The sequence below is a fragment of the Staphylococcus simulans genome (genome assembly GCF_002994445.1).
Lineage (GTDB): Bacteria > Bacillota > Bacilli > Staphylococcales > Staphylococcaceae > Staphylococcus > Staphylococcus simulans_B.
Map to the genome: position 1 here is coordinate 492,593 of NZ_MRZJ01000001.1, position 15,300 is coordinate 507,892.

The following is a 15,300-nucleotide window of genomic DNA, read 5'->3' on the forward strand; positions in this document are numbered from 1 at the left end:
TTAAAGAAAGGTTGATTAAATATGAAAGTAGCTAAATTCGGCGGCAGTTCCGTCGCTTCAGCAAGCCAAATTCAGAAAGTATTAAACATCATCAATAGCGATGACGAGAGAAAAATAGTCGTTGTTTCCGCTCCTGGTAAAAGACATTCTGAAGATATTAAGACAACAGACTTGTTGCTTAGGCTATATGAAAAAAGCGTAGCAAATTTAGATTATCAAAATAAAAAGCAAGAAATCATCGAACGTTATGCAGATATCGTACATGACTTAAACATGGATGCTGCAATTCTTGATACATTCGATGCCATCCTTGAACAACGCATTGCTGACAACAAAAGCAATCCGCCTCGATTAAAAGATGCACTGCTCTCTTGCGGTGAAGATTTTAACGCCCGATTAATCGCACAATACAATAACAGTCAAGGAATCAAAACAACGTATGTTTCTCCGTTAGATGCAGGGATTACTGTGACAAACACACCTCAATTTGCACAAATTTTAGAAGAATCTTATGATAAAATTTACAATTTGAGAAAAATCGAAGGTAAAATCATCGTTCCTGGATTCTTCGGTTACTCAAAACAAGGCAATGTCGTGACATTCCCGCGCGGCGGTTCTGATATCACAGGTGCCATCTTAGCACGTGGTGTGCGCGCCTCTATATATGAAAACTTTACAGATGTTTCCGGTATTTACCGTGCTAACCCGAACTTGATTAAAAATGCTGAAATTATGCCTGAAGTGACTTATCGCGAAATGCGTGAACTTTCATATGCAGGATTCAGTGTATTCCATGACGAAGCGTTGCTTCCAGTTCAGCAAGAGCGTATTCCAGTTGTCATCAAGAATACTAACCGTCCAGAAGATCCAGGTACATATATCAGACACGATCGCGAAATCCAGCCAGATCATCTGATTTGCGGTATCAGCTGTGATAAAGGCTTCACAGTTATTAATATCCGCAAATATTTAATGAACCGCCAAGTCGGCTTTACACGCAAAGTATTATCTGTATTAGAAGACAACAATATTTCATTCGACCACATGCCTTCAGGTATTGATAATGTCAGCATCATTATGCGTACACACCAAATCAGAGGCAAAGAGACAAAAGTGCTGAATGAAATCCGCAAACAATGCGATGTAGATGAATTAGGTATCGATAATGATTTAGCTGTCTTAATGGTTGTAGGTTTAGGCATGAATCAAGTGGTCGGTACAGCTAATATGATTACATCATCTCTTGCGAAGGCTGAAATCAACTTGAAAATGATTAACCAAGGTGCATCTGAAATTTCAATGATGTTCGGTATCAGTGTTGATGATGCAGACGAAGCAGTACGCGCTGTTTATGAAGGCAGCTGCCAGCATTTAAAAGAAAAACTTCAAATTAAATAATCTGAATACTAACAATTTTTAGTAAAGATTATTAATTATAAAAATAAGCGTGTTGTCATTTTTGGCAACACGCTTATTTTAATGATTATTTCAAGACGTTTGAATCGCATCATGCAGCTTATCTTCGCCTACTACCACACGCAGCATTACAAATTGATAATAGCTTAATGCATCTATCACAGTTTTATTATTAATATCTGTACCGTGTACTGAAGGTCTTAATAATTCATACATCAGAACGATTTCTGGTTTAATGTAATCTACACCCCACTGCAATGAGTGGAAATAAATGTGTTTTTCAGGCAAACGGATATTATGATTAAATCTGAACATCCATTCTTCGTTTTGCACATCATAGATATAAATCGTCATAATCTTTTGATGATGAATTTCTACTTCTAGGTGTGTAAGTTGAGAAAATTTTGTATCTCTTAATTTATCTTTGATATTCCCATATGTATCTATATACCGGATACTATAATCATTCGGAATATATTTTAATACTTTCGTTAGATCTTTGCGTTTAACACAAATATCAACAGTATCATGAATAATAAATTCGTTTTTTAGAAATAATTCTTTTGCTGTTTCACCAAAAAACTTAACCTCGTTATTAGCATTTTCTACTAATCTATCAACCAAGAAATTTAAATCCTTATTATTAGATTTTTGCATTCTGACACCTCCTACTAGTAAGCGCTTACAATATTTAGTATAACCTATTTCTCTCTATTCATATACATTTTAGCTTGACTCTTCTCTCTTGTCTATAATTATTTGAGATTGCCGATTTGCCAATATAAATCCGGCGTTTGCGTTAAATCCGGGAAGTTGATTAAGAATGTTTCATCCGCTTGCTGTACTAATACCTTTTGAATCGCCGCTACATCCGGATGGCTTTGGTACAGCTTATCCGCTTCATCTATGTAACTCGCTTGGCAAAAATAATAATGAATATGAAGCGTCTTGAATTGATCTATCAAGGCATTGCCAGTCATGATATGCTGCGCTTGATCGACTTTGCCCGGCGCAAAGATAATATTAAAATGTGTGTTTCGGCACACAAATTTCATAATATCAGTAGAATAAGTAACGATAGAAACATGCTGATTTTGTTTTTCAAGAAATTCCATTAAATAATATGAAACTGGATGATTATCCAATGCAATCACCGCATTAGATTGCATTCTGTTGTAAAATTCCATTAAATGGTTATTATCTTTAAAATTAGACGACAATATGTTCAAACTCCTTTTATAACACCAACTAATCCTATTGGAATTGTATCATTTATTTTTATTGCGTAAATGGTATAATTAAAATTAAAAACATAAATTTTACCTTAAAAGAAAGAAAATCCCTTTCAATCGTATAACTTTTTTATTATAATAATGTATGCGAAAGAACTTATTACACAACGTAGAGGTGAGAAAATGCAATCAATACAAAGACAGACCGTAGAATCCATTTTCTATTATGAATTGCATCGTAAACAACTAATCAAAGAACTCAAGAACGAATTTAACTTACGCTTTAATGATTTACTGTTTTTACAGCATATCTTAAGCTATAAAAGAAGTTCAATTCCCCTTCTTGAAGTCAAAAAAGGTATGAATTTTAGTTTGATGGAAATTCATAAATCCTTCAGCACATTAACAGAAATGAACATTCTCGGTAAGCAGCGCTGTACCGATGATGAACGACAAGTATTTGTAACAATTTCCAAAGCGCAAGAACAACAAGCCGAAAAACTGCTTGAATCCTTCAATGAATTGCAGATGTCAGTTTTGCAAGGCTCAGTAGAGTAGCTTTCAATTAGTTATTTAACTATTTTCCCAAGCACTCTTTAAACAAAACACAACCTATGTTAAATTTACGTCTTAAAGATTCAGACACATTCCCTTCATGTTTGTCTGAATCTTTTTTAATATGGTCATTATATTTACTTCATACTGTCTTAAGACTTTATGATTGATTTTTAGCGATAAGAGTTAGATTATTAGGGTATGAATAACTTTAACGACTCATTATTTAGTAAGGAATGATTGATATGTATTTAACGTTACTGCTCGTTGCAATTATCATCATCTTGGTTATAGCTTTGATTATATCAAGAGGATTGATGCAGCATCGACTAGACACAGAGATTTATTCAAAGAACCAGCTGGTAAGCAAAGTTAACAGCTTGCGTTCTGAAATCACATCATTAAGAAACCAAATCATTAATGATGGTTCCCAACAACATCACTATGGTGTAAGAAAGGCTAAGCAAGCATTAAAAAATGTCATGCAGAGCTTTAAAGATGAAGGAAAGATTGAATTTTTCCACATTGTTTCAACAGGCAATGTTGCGGTGAAACATCCTTTATTCAACTACTTGCGCACATTTGACTATGTTGTGATTACAAACAAAGGGTTGTTAAATATCGACGTCAAAAATTGGAAAGAAAAAACATTTTATCATTTCAGTGCAGAACCTGAAAAAGAAATAGATACAAATGTAGAAGATATCAATCAGATTGTCGGACATTATATTGCAGATCAATATCAAAGCCAGTTCCAATCTACACGTGAAGATATCTACACATTTACTGAAAAAGTCAAAAGTAATAGTGTGACATTCGATTTCTATGATTACGATCCTTATTTAACAGCAGCGACAAATTCTAAAGAATTAAAAAAAGCCTACGAACAAAACTTCAATAAAAAAATCTCAAGTGTAGGTCTTGTTTACTTCAATGACGGTTCTGTCAATATCATTGACGGCCCGACTGAAAGACAAAAATATGTCGCAACTGCTACTTCTAAGCATCACCTTAAAGATGCAATTGAAAGTATCATCGCACAATCTAAGCATGAAATTACAGAGAAAGATAGCGAAATCATTTTAAACTATATAAATCAAAACTAATGTTAAATACCCGGCATGCCAAATAAGCATGCCGGGTATTTTTTAACTCCAAATATTCAAATGCTGTTGTTTTGCTTGTTGTTCAGCCTTTTTAAAGACATCTCGATATTTACCGTTTGGCGCAAAGTATTTTTCTCGCGCTAATCCTTTTTTAACCAATTCTTCATTAAACATACGGTCTTTATCTAACCAAACATATGCTAAATAACGGCCATATTGATCTTTTGGTTCTTTATCGAACTCTAAATAGACTTTTTGATTATTCAATGTTTGCTTTGTATATTGAGAAGCTTCTTTGCCATATGGCTGAACAGGCGTATTTGGTTTGACAGTTTCAGGTGTATCCATTCCTATCATACGCACTTTAATTTCTTTATTATCTTTATCTGTTGCGATGAAAGTGTCGCCGTCAATGACTCTTTTCACTTGAACTGCTTCTTTATCACCCATTGACGTGGATGCACTTTGACTGCCGCTTTGTTTGAATGGTCCTGAATGATTAAAATATTGGAACCCTATTACTACTAATGCAATCACTGCGACTACAATGATTGTCGACATCGATTTTCGTTTCAAAAATTTCACCTGCTTTAAAAATTTGTTCACCGGATTATCATACCTATCTTTTATGAATGGCGTCAATTCTCTAGATTCAAAAAATTTGATATGATGAAGATAAGGAATAAATTGAGGAGGCACGCTATGCAAGCCATTAAAGAAAATATTGTAACAATCATCGCAGTTGCCGTTGCAATTATTGTAGGCTTGATTTTGCAATATGTATACGAATTTCCATTATTAGTGACCGCTGTTATCGGTGTGTTCATGGGTATATTCGTCGGTTTTATTTTATTTATTATTCAGCAGAATCGAGAAAAACATAATAAGAAAAAGTAATATAAAATACCCTCGGAAAAGTACATCGCTTCCGAGGGTATTGTTCTTCATTATAAAATCGGTGTGATTAATTTAGAGAAGCCTTCTTTCATCTTAATCCAAAATGAACGTTCTTCATAACGTGCTGCCGTCAATTGTGTCGACAAGGTCACATCATGCTCGAAAGCTTTGCGCAATTGAACCGCTATATCTTCATTATACATAAACGCATTAATTTCAAAATTCAATTCAAAACTTCTAAAGTCCATATTCGCTGATCCAACACTCGCAACTTGATCATCAACGACCATCATTTTCGAATGAATGAATCCATTGTTATACATATAAATTTTAACACCTGAATCAATCAATTCAGCCGCATGATAAAATGTAGCCCAATAAACAAACGGATGATCCGGCATATCCGGAATCATTAAATGCACATCCACACCAGAGTTTGCGGCCATTTTCAGTGCATTAATGTATGAATTATCCGGTATGAAATAAGGACTTTGCATGTAAATAGATTTTTCAGCAGAATTGATCATTTTCGTATAGCCGAATTCTATTTCATGCCAATTATCATCTGGACCGCTAGAAGCAATCTGCATTGCAACATCTCCGCTTTCTTCTTTAACCGGGAAGTACTCTGGTAAATATTCAAGACGCTTCCTTTTAGATTGAGAATTCCAATCCAGCATAAAACGAAGCTGCAGTGCATCTACGGCTTTCCCTACGACTCTGACATGCGTATCTCTCCAGTAGCCGAACTTCTTATTCAAGCCGAGATAGTCATCGCCGACATTAAAGCCTCCGACATAACCGATTTGCCCATCAATGACCACAATTTTTCTGTGATTGCGGTTATTAATTCTGAAATTGACTAACGGCAATTTATTCGCAAAGAAAGCTTCTACTTGTCCGCCTAATGATCTGAAACGCTTAAATTGTCTCATTGTCAGTTTCTTCGAACCGATATCATCATACAGCAGCAACACTTCCACACCTGCTTCTAGTCTTTCTTCCAGTGCATCAATAATACGGTGTCCTAATCCATCTAGTTCAAATACATAGTATTCTAAATGAATGTGGTGTTTAGCTTGTCGAATATCTTCAATCATCTTGTCATATAACTCATGACCATCTACGAAGATATCTGCATCATTGCCATCTGTTAAAAATGCTGGTTGTCTTGTTAAAAGCATATTAACTAAATCATGATGTTGATTCACCACTGGATTCTCACTTTGTATTTTACCTTCTTGTACTTGATAACGTTGTTCATTAATAATGTCGTCAAATTGTTCAATATCTTTACGATAATGTTTATACAGCTTGCGTTTTGAAACACCTCTTCCAAAGAAAATATATAAGAAGAAGCCTAAAACCGGTGCGATAAACAAAATAAATAACCAAGCCCAAGTAGAACTTGTAGACCTATCTTTGATAAAGATGATATTGAAAGCAACTATCAAATTCAAAATCGTAAATAAGATAAAGATACCAATCAAAATATCACCTAATAACCCAGGTATATAAAAGGCAATCATTTTCTCAACTCCTAACACTATGCCTGATTCTAACATGATAATCGACGTTAACATATAAGCTCGAATCATTTTACATAAAGTTTTAATATTAAACTATTTTATCATTAATGAACGTACTATGAACAATGAAAGAATCACTTATTCTTCAAAGAGTGAATATGCTAAACAGATGTATCACCTGAAATTCTTGCACATAGCTTCACTAAAATGACTACTGTTCATTTTTCAAAATACCTGAACTTAAATGTTTATGTCTCACTCAATATAGGTATTACTTTTATTAAGGAGTGGTGATAAATGCCAAACAAACAAAAAGTTAAAAGCTATTTGAATGAAAAAGTAGAATTTATCAATGAAACTTTTGATGATGTGTATCAGAACACAATCAACCCGAATCATAAAGATATTTCAAAACCACAAATCATTTTATTAAACGAAATTTTTGCGACATTAGAATCTGTAGATAGTTTTGTATCTACACACGATGATGTCGAAACTTTAGAATTTAAATCTTATGCACGCGAAACACGCAAATTTTATGATGAGCTTGCGAAGTTGGCAAGCGGAGAAAGCAAAGACACTTCTCATTTAGCAGAAGAATATGAAAAGTACCTTTCTAAATACGAAGATGTTGTCTCAAAAATCAGCCAACTATAATAAAGCAAGATTATCCGAAGCGGCGAAGGTTTTGGCTTTCGCCGCTACTTTAATGATTCAAATCGGAACGAAAATTTGAACTTTTTTTGAAATGTTCGTGTTTAACTTAATCAAAAACATTTCAAAACATGCTTCAAACCCTTACTAGCACTAGGTTTAACGGCTAATGTCAGAAAACCTGACATATTTTTGTAATTTCGTCTTATTTATGCTAAATTAATTACAAGTTCAAAAATAGAGGTGATGGATGAATGTCTAATGATGCAATACGCAGAAACATGGCCGTCTTCTCTATGAGTGTCGTAAATCAATTGACTGAGCTAACACCAAGACAGGTACGGTATTACGAATCACATGGACTCGTTAAACCAGAGAGAACACCCGGTAACAAAAGAATGTTTTCAATGAATGATTTAGATCGCCTGTTAGAAATCAAACACCTTTTAGAAAAAGGGTTTAACCTTAAAGCAATCAAACAAATCATTCATCAAGATGAGCAGCATTTATCTACGGATGAAAAAGCACTTAGAAAACATGTTATCGTCGAAGCAACACAGAAACCGCAACAAGAAGCTATCCCGATAAATCGAGGCGACCTATCTCGTTTTATCAAATAATTCACTGGAGGATTTATAAACATGGCAAAACGTACATTTACAAAAGAAGACATCCGCAGATTTGCTACAGAAGAAAACGTAAGATATTTACGCTTGCAATTCACTGACATTTTAGGAACAATCAAAAATGTTGAAGTACCTGTAAGTCAATTAGAAAAAGTATTAGATAATGAAATGATGTTCGACGGATCTTCAATCGAAGGTTTCGTACGTATTGAAGAATCAGATATGTATTTACACCCTGACTTAGATACTTGGGTTATCTTCCCTTGGACTGCTGGTCAAGGTAAAGTTGCTCGTTTAATCTGTGACGTATACGGTACTGACGGCAAACCATTCGCTGGTGATCCTCGTACTAACTTAAAACGTGTATTAAAAGAAATGGAAGAATTAGGCTTCACTGATTTCAACCTAGGACCTGAACCAGAATTCTTCTTATTCAAATTAGATGAAAAAGGCGAACCAACACTAGAATTAAATGATCACGGCGGTTACTTTGACTTAGCACCAACTGACTTAGGTGAAAATTGCCGTCGTGATATCGTATTAGAATTAGAAGACATGGGCTTTGACATTGAAGCCAGCCACCACGAAGTAGCACCTGGCCAACATGAAATCGACTTTAAATACGCTGATGCAATCACTGCTTGTGATAACATCCAAACATTTAAATTAGTAGTTAAAACAATCGCTCGTAAACATAACTTGCATGCGACATTTATGCCGAAACCATTATTCGGTGTAAACGGAAGCGGTATGCACTTCAACGTTTCTTTATTCAAAGGTAAAGAAAATGCATTCTTCGATCCTAATGGTCAAGATCAAATGACTGAAGAAGCATACCAATTCATCGCAGGTATTCTTAAAAACGCTCGCGGTTTCACAGCTGTCTGCAACCCGCTTGTTAACTCATACAAACGTTTAGTACCAGGATACGAAGCACCTTGCTACATTGCTTGGAGCGGTAAAAACCGTTCACCATTAGTACGTGTCCCTACTTCACGCGGTTTATCAACTCGTGTTGAAGTACGTTCAGTTGACCCTGCTGCTAACCCTTACATGGCTTTAGCCGCAATCTTAGAAGCTGGTTTAGACGGTATCAAAAACAAACTTAAAGTTACAGAACCTGTTAACCAAAACATCTATGAAATGAACCGTGACCAACGTGAAGCAATCGGTATTGAAGATCTTCCTTCAACACTTTACACAGCTTTAAAAGCAATGCGCGAAAACAAAATTGTTAAAGACGCATTAGGACCTCACATCTATAGCCAATTCATCCACTCTAAATCAATCGAATGGGATTACTATAGAACACAAGTTTCTGAATGGGAACGCGAACAATACATGAAATTGTATTAATCTAAGCGCCTAAGGTGCTAAACATTGGGATATTAAAAAGAGGCCATGCGGCCTCTTTTTTTAATTCCATTTTCTTTTACAATCTCACCTATCTATTTCAAATAGTATTTTACCTCTTTTATCATACATTGCTCTATTATCTTAATTTCTTGTTCTTTTTAAGTTTGCCGATTTTATAGAATAAATAGCCGATTGATACTACATAAAGTGCTAAGGCACTGTAAAACAAAACTGGATTAAGTGCCGTTCTTTTAGAGATAATTGCTAACATGGCTAGACAGATTATAAACAAATACGTTTTATATTTAAGCATTCTTCTTCACTCCATACTCTTGTTGTTATTGATGCTTGTATTCCGCTTCTTTATCTCTATTATAATATGAAATCTAATCGTGCAGTCTCTAAACAAAAAAAACTGACGCTTTTGAATAACGTCAGTTAAAATTGATTAGATTAAATAAGTCCTTCTTCACTCATTTGTTTCACGGCTCTTGTGACCGCTAATTTCACATGCTCATAAGTTAATCCGCCTTGTACATATGCTTCATAAGGCGGTCTGATAGGACCATCTGCAGAAAGTTCAATCGATGACCCTTGAACAAATGTGCCAGCAGCCATAATGACATCATCTTCATAGCCAGGCATATAACTAGGTTCTGGACTGAAGTGTGCATTAATAGGCGATGCGGCTTGAATACATTGGCAAAAGCGAATCATCTGTTCTGCAGTATCAAATTGTACTGTTTGAATTAAATCTGTTCTTTGTGTATCAAAAGCAGGTACTGTATTCATATTCAGCTTAGTTAAGAATAAGCTTGTAAATAAAGCACCTTTCAAACTTTGGCTTACGACATGCGGTGCTAAGAAGAAGCCTTGATACATACTCGGCAATTCGTTAAGCGATGCGCCCGCTTCTTTACCGATACCTGGTGCTGTTAAACGATAACCGCAGCGTTCGATAACATCTGTTCTGCCGACAATATAACCGCCGATACGAGCTAATCCGCCGCCTGGGTTTTTAATCAGCGAACCTGCTGTTAAATCTGCCCCGACTTCACTTGGTTCTTGATCTTCCACAAACTCGCCGTAACAATTATCCACAAACACAATAACATCCGGATACTGTGCTTTAATAGCTTCGATTGCTTGTCCGATAGCACTTACCGAAATAGACGGGCGCTGATCATAACCTTTTGAACGCTGAATTGCGACGATTTTAGTTTTATCGCTCATCGCATTTATCACTGCATCCGTATCAATCTGCCCTTCTTCTGTCAGGTCTACTTCATTGTAGATAACACCATTTTCTTTCAAACTGCCGATGCCGTTGCCATTCACACCAATGACCTCAAGCAGCGTATCATATGGGCTGCCTGTAATATAAAGGAGTTCATCTCCATATTTTAAATTAGCTTGCAGTGCAAGTGTAATTGCGTGTGTGCCAGATATAATCTGAGGTCTCACCAATGCATCTTCGGTTTTAAAAGTATGCGCATAGATAGCTTCTAAATGGTCGCGGCCAATATCATCATAGCCGTATCCTGTCGTCCCCTGTAAATCTGACTCAGAGGCTTTGACCGCATGGAAAGCATCTAATACTTTAGCTTGGTTGCGATAAGCACAAGCTTCTATTTCTTTAAAATAAGGTTGTAATTCTGTTTCTGTTTCTGTAATGATTTGTTCTAAGTTCATTTATGCTTACTTCTCTCCGTTTTCTTCTGCTTTTCTTCTGTACCCCTCTACATCATAACTTTCTGTTGATTCATTAAATTCTAATGAATGTATCAATGTATGGCGTTTTAAGAAGTACAAGCGATCTGCATCATCTGCAGGTACTGTTTCTTGATAAGGTTCCATCTGCTTTTCAACTTGCTGAATCAATAAGCGGCGCACTGCTGCTTCATCTTCTTCATTACGTGCTGACACAAAGACGTTCGGCAGTTGAGACGCAGGTGCTGGACCTTCGCTTAAATCTTTCTTATTGAAAATAACTGCTTGCGGAATTTTATCCATGTCTAAATCACCGATAATACGATTAACCGTATCATACTGCGTTCTGTAATCTTCATTGCTTGCATCGACAACGTGCAGCAGTAAATCCGCATCTCTTGCTTCTTCGAGTGTAGATTTGAAGGCCGCAATCAGTGTTGTCGGCAATTTCTGAATGAATCCGACGGTATCTGAAATAATTAAATTATAACCGTCATTAATTTGGATTTGGCGTGTTTTCGGATCTAAGGTTGCGAATAACAAGTCCTTTTCATATGTGGATTCATCCGCAAGAATATTGAACCATGTTGATTTGCCTGCGTTGGTATAACCTACCAATGCGACTTGGAAGACATGATTTTGTCTGCGTTTGCTGCGATAACGCTCTCGATGTTCAACTACCGTTTTCAATTGGTGCTTGATTTCATTCATACGACGGCGGATATGACGACGGTCTGTCTCAAGTTTCGTTTCACCCGGACCTCTAGTACCGATTCCCCCGCCGAGACGAGATAAGCTTTTACCATGGCCCATTAAGCGCGGCATCAAGTAATCAAGCTGTGCTAATTCTACTTGAAGCTTACCTTCTTTACTGCTCGCACGCATCGCAAAGATTTCTAATATCAATTGCGTTCTATCAATGATTTTAACTCCTAAGTTGTCATTTAAGCTTTTAGACTGTGCAGTCGTCAATTCATCGTTGGCTACTACTACATCGACATCATACATTTCGACGTAGTCTTTAATTTCTTGCAGCTTGCCTTTGCCGACATAGGATTTATCTTCAATACGATCTTTTTGTTGTGTAATTTCGCCCAGCACTTCTAAGCGGCATGTTTCTGCCAATGCTTTAAGTTCATCCATTGTTGCTCTGAAGTCGAATTCTTTCTCATCGTATGCATCAACACCGATAAGCAAGGCTTTTTCGATTACTTCTTCTGTATCAAATATTTTATCTTGAGGCAAATAGGATATCCTCCTTTTAATTGTTTCACTGTTAATTTGAATAATCATTCAATATATGAGTTATCTTCCTCATTTTATCATAGTGCATAATTAAAGACTATCTAGGCGGAATGTGATAATTTGGATTTAGTGAGGTGAATAAATTATGAGTATTTATGATATAGAAGTGACAGATGTTGATGGAAAACCTTATCACCTTGATGAATACAAAGGTAAAGTCATGTTAATTGTCAACACTGCCAGCCAATGCGGTTTTACGCCGCAATTCGAGGGTCTTCAAAAGCTCTATGAAGCTTACCAATCACAAGGATTTGTCGTTTTAGGCTTCCCTTGCAACCAATTCGGCAAACAAGAACCGGGCAGCGGACATGAAGCCATGCAAAACTGCAAAATCAATTACGGGGTAACCTTCCCGATGCATGAAAAAATTAAAGTAAACGGAGAGGAACAGCATCCCCTCTACCAATATTTAACAGATCAGCAAGACGGCTTTTTCAATAGTAAAATCAAATGGAATTTCACCAAATTCTTAATTGATAGAGATGGCAATGTTGTTAACCGTTTCTCTCCGCAGAAAAACCCTAGCCAGATTGAATCTGATATTGAAGCGTTATTGTAAAAAGCAAAGAATAAGAACGTATTTATTAGTGATTTAACAAATTCTAATAAATACGTTCTATTTTTTTAATCAATTATTAAAAAAAGCAACTACCTAACGTTAAGTTGAAATACTTAACATTAGATGTTGCTTTTTATCATAGATTATTAGATAGTTATCAACAAGCATGCACATCTGTAAGAATGATCAATGACGTGAAGTTGTTTCCTGATGTCTATTCTAACTACAAACTGCTTTCTTATTATTCAACAACTGATGGTTCTTGAGTGAATGTGCTGATTGCATGTTTGTAAATCAAGTGGTTTTTTCCTTGAGAATATAAATTAACGACGCTGTCATCATAATCAACGATTGTTCCTTTCATTTGGAAACCGTTTAATAAAAAGACCGTTAATTCTTCTTTGCTTGTTTTAAAGCCCTCTAAGAAGTTTGTTTGAATTGTTGTTGTGTTACTCATAGTTGATTGCTCCTTTTCTTTATTTGGGCAGAGATACTTTCTAATATTACTGGAAGCGGCTCTTTCTCTCTATCAAACCATTGCACATTCATTTTGTTCTTGAACCAAGTCATTTGACGTTTTGCGTAATTTCTAGAATGTTGTTTGAGTTTATCAACGGCTTGGTCGATCGTAATGTCTTGATTGATAGCCGGAATCAATTCTTTATATCCTATTGCTTGCATGCTTTGGCAATTTGAATATCCTTGTTCCAATAGTTGCTGAACTTCTTCTAATAAACCTGCATTCATCATGACATCAACACGATTATTTATGCGTTGATACATTGTTTTGCGCGATGTTTCTACCCCTATTAATAATGTATCATAATTTTCTGTATATTGTTGAACTTTTTTACGATTACTTAATTTTTTTTTCGTTTTCAAGTAATATTCTACAGCTCTCAACACTCTTTTACGATTATTAGGGTGAATTGCTTCTGAAGATGCCGCATCAAAGCTTGCTAAATAGTTGTGAAGCTGTTCATTGGAAAGCGTTTCGAGTTCTGTCATTTTTTGACGCACTTCTTCTGCTTTCTCTGGTGAAATTTCTTCTTTGTCAAAAGGATAATCATAAATCAATGATTGAATATAAAGTCCTGTGCCGCCAGCGATAATGGGTATTTTGCCTTTACTTATAATTTTGTTAATTTGTGCTTCTGCACGTACTTTAAAGTCGTATGCAGAAAATGGCTGGTCTGGATTTAAGATGTCAATTAAATAATGAGGGATATTCTGCATTTCATCAGCTGTAGCTTTTGCTGTTCCGATATTCATGCCTCTATAAACTTGCATAGAATCCCCGCTGATGATTTCACCGTCTATCGCTTTAGCTAACTCAATACTTAATTCTGTTTTTCCTACAGCAGTAGGTCCAACGATAACCACTAATAATGGCTTTGTAGTACTCATTATAAATCCCCCTATTTGTATTTATTCAGGATATTTTTCTTAATCCAGTCATACATGTTATTCCATGTATGGACATAATCATCTTCGAAAAGAATTTCATGTCGTTTATTGCGGTACAGCTGCACTGTAATGTGCTTAACGCCGTTTTTCTTTAACATTACACCTAATCTGCGGATACCTTTTCCGTAATCTCCGAAAGCATCCTCTTTACCAGATATCAATAGAACCGGTAAATCTGCATTCATCTTTTTAATTTCCTTTGGAGAACTAGTCACAAGCATTTCATGCAATGTGCTGTAGATTACTTGGTTGGAAACTGAAAATCCGCTGTACGGATCGGCGCAATACTTATCAACTTCCTCTCTCTTTGTTGATAACCAATCATTTTCTGTGCGTATTTCTTTGATACGACGATTGAAAGGCTTAAATGCAAGACGGTTTACCCATTTAAGACGTGTACGTTTTCCAAGTACAATCGTGATTAATTTCAACGCAGCTGCCGCGAGTTTCGCTTTGATTTTGGGGAATTGCCCTGTGCCTGTTAAAATCAAGCCTTGTGCGATGTCTGGAAACATTTCGACATACTTGCGTGCAATAATCGATCCCATAGAATGACCCAACACGATATAAGGCATATTTCGGCGTTCTGGATATAAAGTTTGAGCAATTTCATATGCATCTGAAGCGACTTGTGCGACGCTGTCAAAATGTCCTCTTGTTTTCTCATTGATATCCTTGCCGTGACCGCGATGATTATGGCGAATCACATCATAACCTTGCTGGTTAAGCGATTCGACAAATACATCATAACGCCCCATATGTTCTGCCATCCCATGAAAGATATGTACAATACCGATACGCGTTTTATTCGCTTTATCTAATTTCACTTCGATATTTGTTCCATCTTCGACTGTAACTTTAAATGTGTTTGGACACATTTATTACACC

At 36.0% G+C, this 15,300-nt stretch carries 18 protein-coding genes; 8 read left to right on the forward strand and 10 right to left on the reverse strand.

Translation table 11 applies throughout. The annotated features are described in order from the left end of the window. The first annotated feature begins 21 nt into the window (after positions 1 to 21). On the forward strand, positions 22 to 1,398 hold the full coding sequence (locus C7N65_RS02530; RefSeq protein WP_105992893.1) for an aspartate kinase: 1,377 nt from the start codon (positions 22 to 24) through the stop codon (positions 1,396 to 1,398). Between the two features lie 90 nt (positions 1,399 to 1,488). On the opposite strand, the gene C7N65_RS02535 is transcribed toward C7N65_RS02530, so the two are convergent. Beyond that, positions 1,489 to 2,073 carry a hypothetical protein gene (locus tag C7N65_RS02535; protein ID WP_105992894.1) on the reverse strand — a complete coding sequence of 195 codons (585 nt, stop codon included), beginning with the start codon at positions 2,071 to 2,073 and terminating at the stop codon, positions 1,489 to 1,491. 98 nt (positions 2,074 to 2,171) lie between these two features. Beyond that, positions 2,172 to 2,636, reverse strand: coding sequence for a hypothetical protein (locus C7N65_RS02540; RefSeq protein WP_234019040.1), 465 nt, complete (start codon positions 2,634 to 2,636; stop codon positions 2,172 to 2,174). A gap of 195 nt (positions 2,637 to 2,831) precedes the next feature. Between C7N65_RS02540 and C7N65_RS02545 the strand changes: the two genes are divergently transcribed. Both C7N65_RS02545 and C7N65_RS02550 read left to right on the forward strand, forming a co-directional pair. Continuing rightward, positions 2,832 to 3,206, forward strand: coding sequence for a transcriptional regulator, SarA/Rot family (locus C7N65_RS02545; protein WP_105992895.1), 375 nt, complete (start codon positions 2,832 to 2,834; stop codon positions 3,204 to 3,206). A gap of 242 nt (positions 3,207 to 3,448) precedes the next feature. After that, positions 3,449 to 4,309: a hypothetical protein gene (locus tag C7N65_RS02550; protein WP_105992896.1), complete on the forward strand. Its 861-nt coding sequence runs from the start codon at positions 3,449 to 3,451 to the stop codon at positions 4,307 to 4,309. Positions 4,310 to 4,351: 42 nt separating this feature from the next. On the opposite strand, the gene nucI is transcribed toward C7N65_RS02550, so the two are convergent. Continuing rightward, the gene (gene nucI, locus C7N65_RS02555) at positions 4,352 to 4,885 is read right to left on the reverse strand and encodes a thermonuclease NucI (RefSeq protein ID WP_415918784.1); all 534 of its coding nucleotides are present in this window, start codon (positions 4,883 to 4,885) and stop codon (positions 4,352 to 4,354) included. Between the two features lie 126 nt (positions 4,886 to 5,011). Here nucI and C7N65_RS02560 point away from each other — a divergent pair, with 126 nt between their 5' ends. Beyond that, a complete protein-coding gene (locus C7N65_RS02560; RefSeq protein ID WP_105992898.1) occupies positions 5,012 to 5,206 on the forward strand; it encodes a hypothetical protein in 195 nt (64 codons plus the stop codon). Positions 5,207 to 5,256: 50 nt separating this feature from the next. Here the strand turns inward: C7N65_RS02560 and cls are convergent, their stop codons facing one another. After that, entirely contained in the window at positions 5,257 to 6,735 is a 1,479-nt protein-coding gene (cls, locus tag C7N65_RS02565) for a cardiolipin synthase (RefSeq protein WP_105992899.1), read from the reverse strand. A gap of 297 nt (positions 6,736 to 7,032) precedes the next feature. Here cls and C7N65_RS02570 point away from each other — a divergent pair, with 297 nt between their 5' ends. The 3 genes from C7N65_RS02570 to C7N65_RS02580 all read left to right on the forward strand — a co-directional run bounded on the left by C7N65_RS02570 (position 7,033) and on the right by C7N65_RS02580 (position 9,371). Further along, on the forward strand, positions 7,033 to 7,392 hold the full coding sequence (locus C7N65_RS02570; protein WP_105992900.1) for a hypothetical protein: 360 nt from the start codon (positions 7,033 to 7,035) through the stop codon (positions 7,390 to 7,392). Between the two features lie 251 nt (positions 7,393 to 7,643). Beyond that, a complete protein-coding gene (locus C7N65_RS02575) occupies positions 7,644 to 8,009 on the forward strand; it encodes a MerR family transcriptional regulator (RefSeq protein WP_105992901.1) in 366 nt (121 codons plus the stop codon). 21 nt (positions 8,010 to 8,030) lie between these two features. Continuing rightward, positions 8,031 to 9,371 carry a glutamine synthetase family protein gene (locus C7N65_RS02580; protein WP_105992902.1) on the forward strand — a complete coding sequence of 447 codons (1,341 nt, stop codon included), beginning with the start codon at positions 8,031 to 8,033 and terminating at the stop codon, positions 9,369 to 9,371. 136 nt (positions 9,372 to 9,507) lie between these two features. Here C7N65_RS02580 and C7N65_RS12530 read toward each other — a convergent pair whose 3' ends face one another. The 3 genes from C7N65_RS12530 to hflX all read right to left on the reverse strand — a co-directional run bounded on the left by C7N65_RS12530 (position 9,508) and on the right by hflX (position 12,326). Next, complete coding sequence (locus tag C7N65_RS12530; RefSeq protein WP_158698094.1) at positions 9,508 to 9,684, reverse strand: hypothetical protein; 177 nt, start codon at positions 9,682 to 9,684, stop codon at positions 9,508 to 9,510. Between the two features lie 140 nt (positions 9,685 to 9,824). Next, the gene (locus tag C7N65_RS02585) at positions 9,825 to 11,063 is read right to left on the reverse strand and encodes an aminotransferase class I/II-fold pyridoxal phosphate-dependent enzyme (RefSeq protein WP_105992903.1); all 1,239 of its coding nucleotides are present in this window, start codon (positions 11,061 to 11,063) and stop codon (positions 9,825 to 9,827) included. Between the two features lie 6 nt (positions 11,064 to 11,069). Then, a complete protein-coding gene (gene hflX, locus C7N65_RS02590; protein ID WP_105992904.1) occupies positions 11,070 to 12,326 on the reverse strand; it encodes a GTPase HflX in 1,257 nt (418 codons plus the stop codon). A 145-nt stretch (positions 12,327 to 12,471) separates the two neighbouring features. Between hflX and C7N65_RS02595 the strand changes: the two genes are divergently transcribed. Continuing rightward, complete coding sequence (locus C7N65_RS02595; protein ID WP_105992905.1) at positions 12,472 to 12,945, forward strand: glutathione peroxidase; 474 nt, start codon at positions 12,472 to 12,474, stop codon at positions 12,943 to 12,945. Between the two features lie 241 nt (positions 12,946 to 13,186). Here the strand turns inward: C7N65_RS02595 and hfq are convergent, their stop codons facing one another. The 3 genes from hfq to C7N65_RS02610 are packed head-to-tail and all read right to left on the reverse strand — an operon-like array spanning position 13,187 to position 15,290. Beyond that, entirely contained in the window at positions 13,187 to 13,402 is a 216-nt protein-coding gene (gene hfq, locus C7N65_RS02600) for an RNA chaperone Hfq (RefSeq protein WP_105992906.1), read from the reverse strand. Beyond that, a complete protein-coding gene (gene miaA, locus C7N65_RS02605) occupies positions 13,399 to 14,355 on the reverse strand; it encodes a tRNA (adenosine(37)-N6)-dimethylallyltransferase MiaA (protein WP_415918787.1) in 957 nt (318 codons plus the stop codon). Before miaA ends, hfq begins: the two co-directional genes overlap by 4 nt. Before the next feature lie 8 nt (positions 14,356 to 14,363). Beyond that, on the reverse strand, positions 14,364 to 15,290 hold the full coding sequence (locus C7N65_RS02610) for an alpha/beta fold hydrolase (protein WP_105992908.1): 927 nt from the start codon (positions 15,288 to 15,290) through the stop codon (positions 14,364 to 14,366). Positions 15,291 to 15,300: the final 10 nt, after the last annotated feature.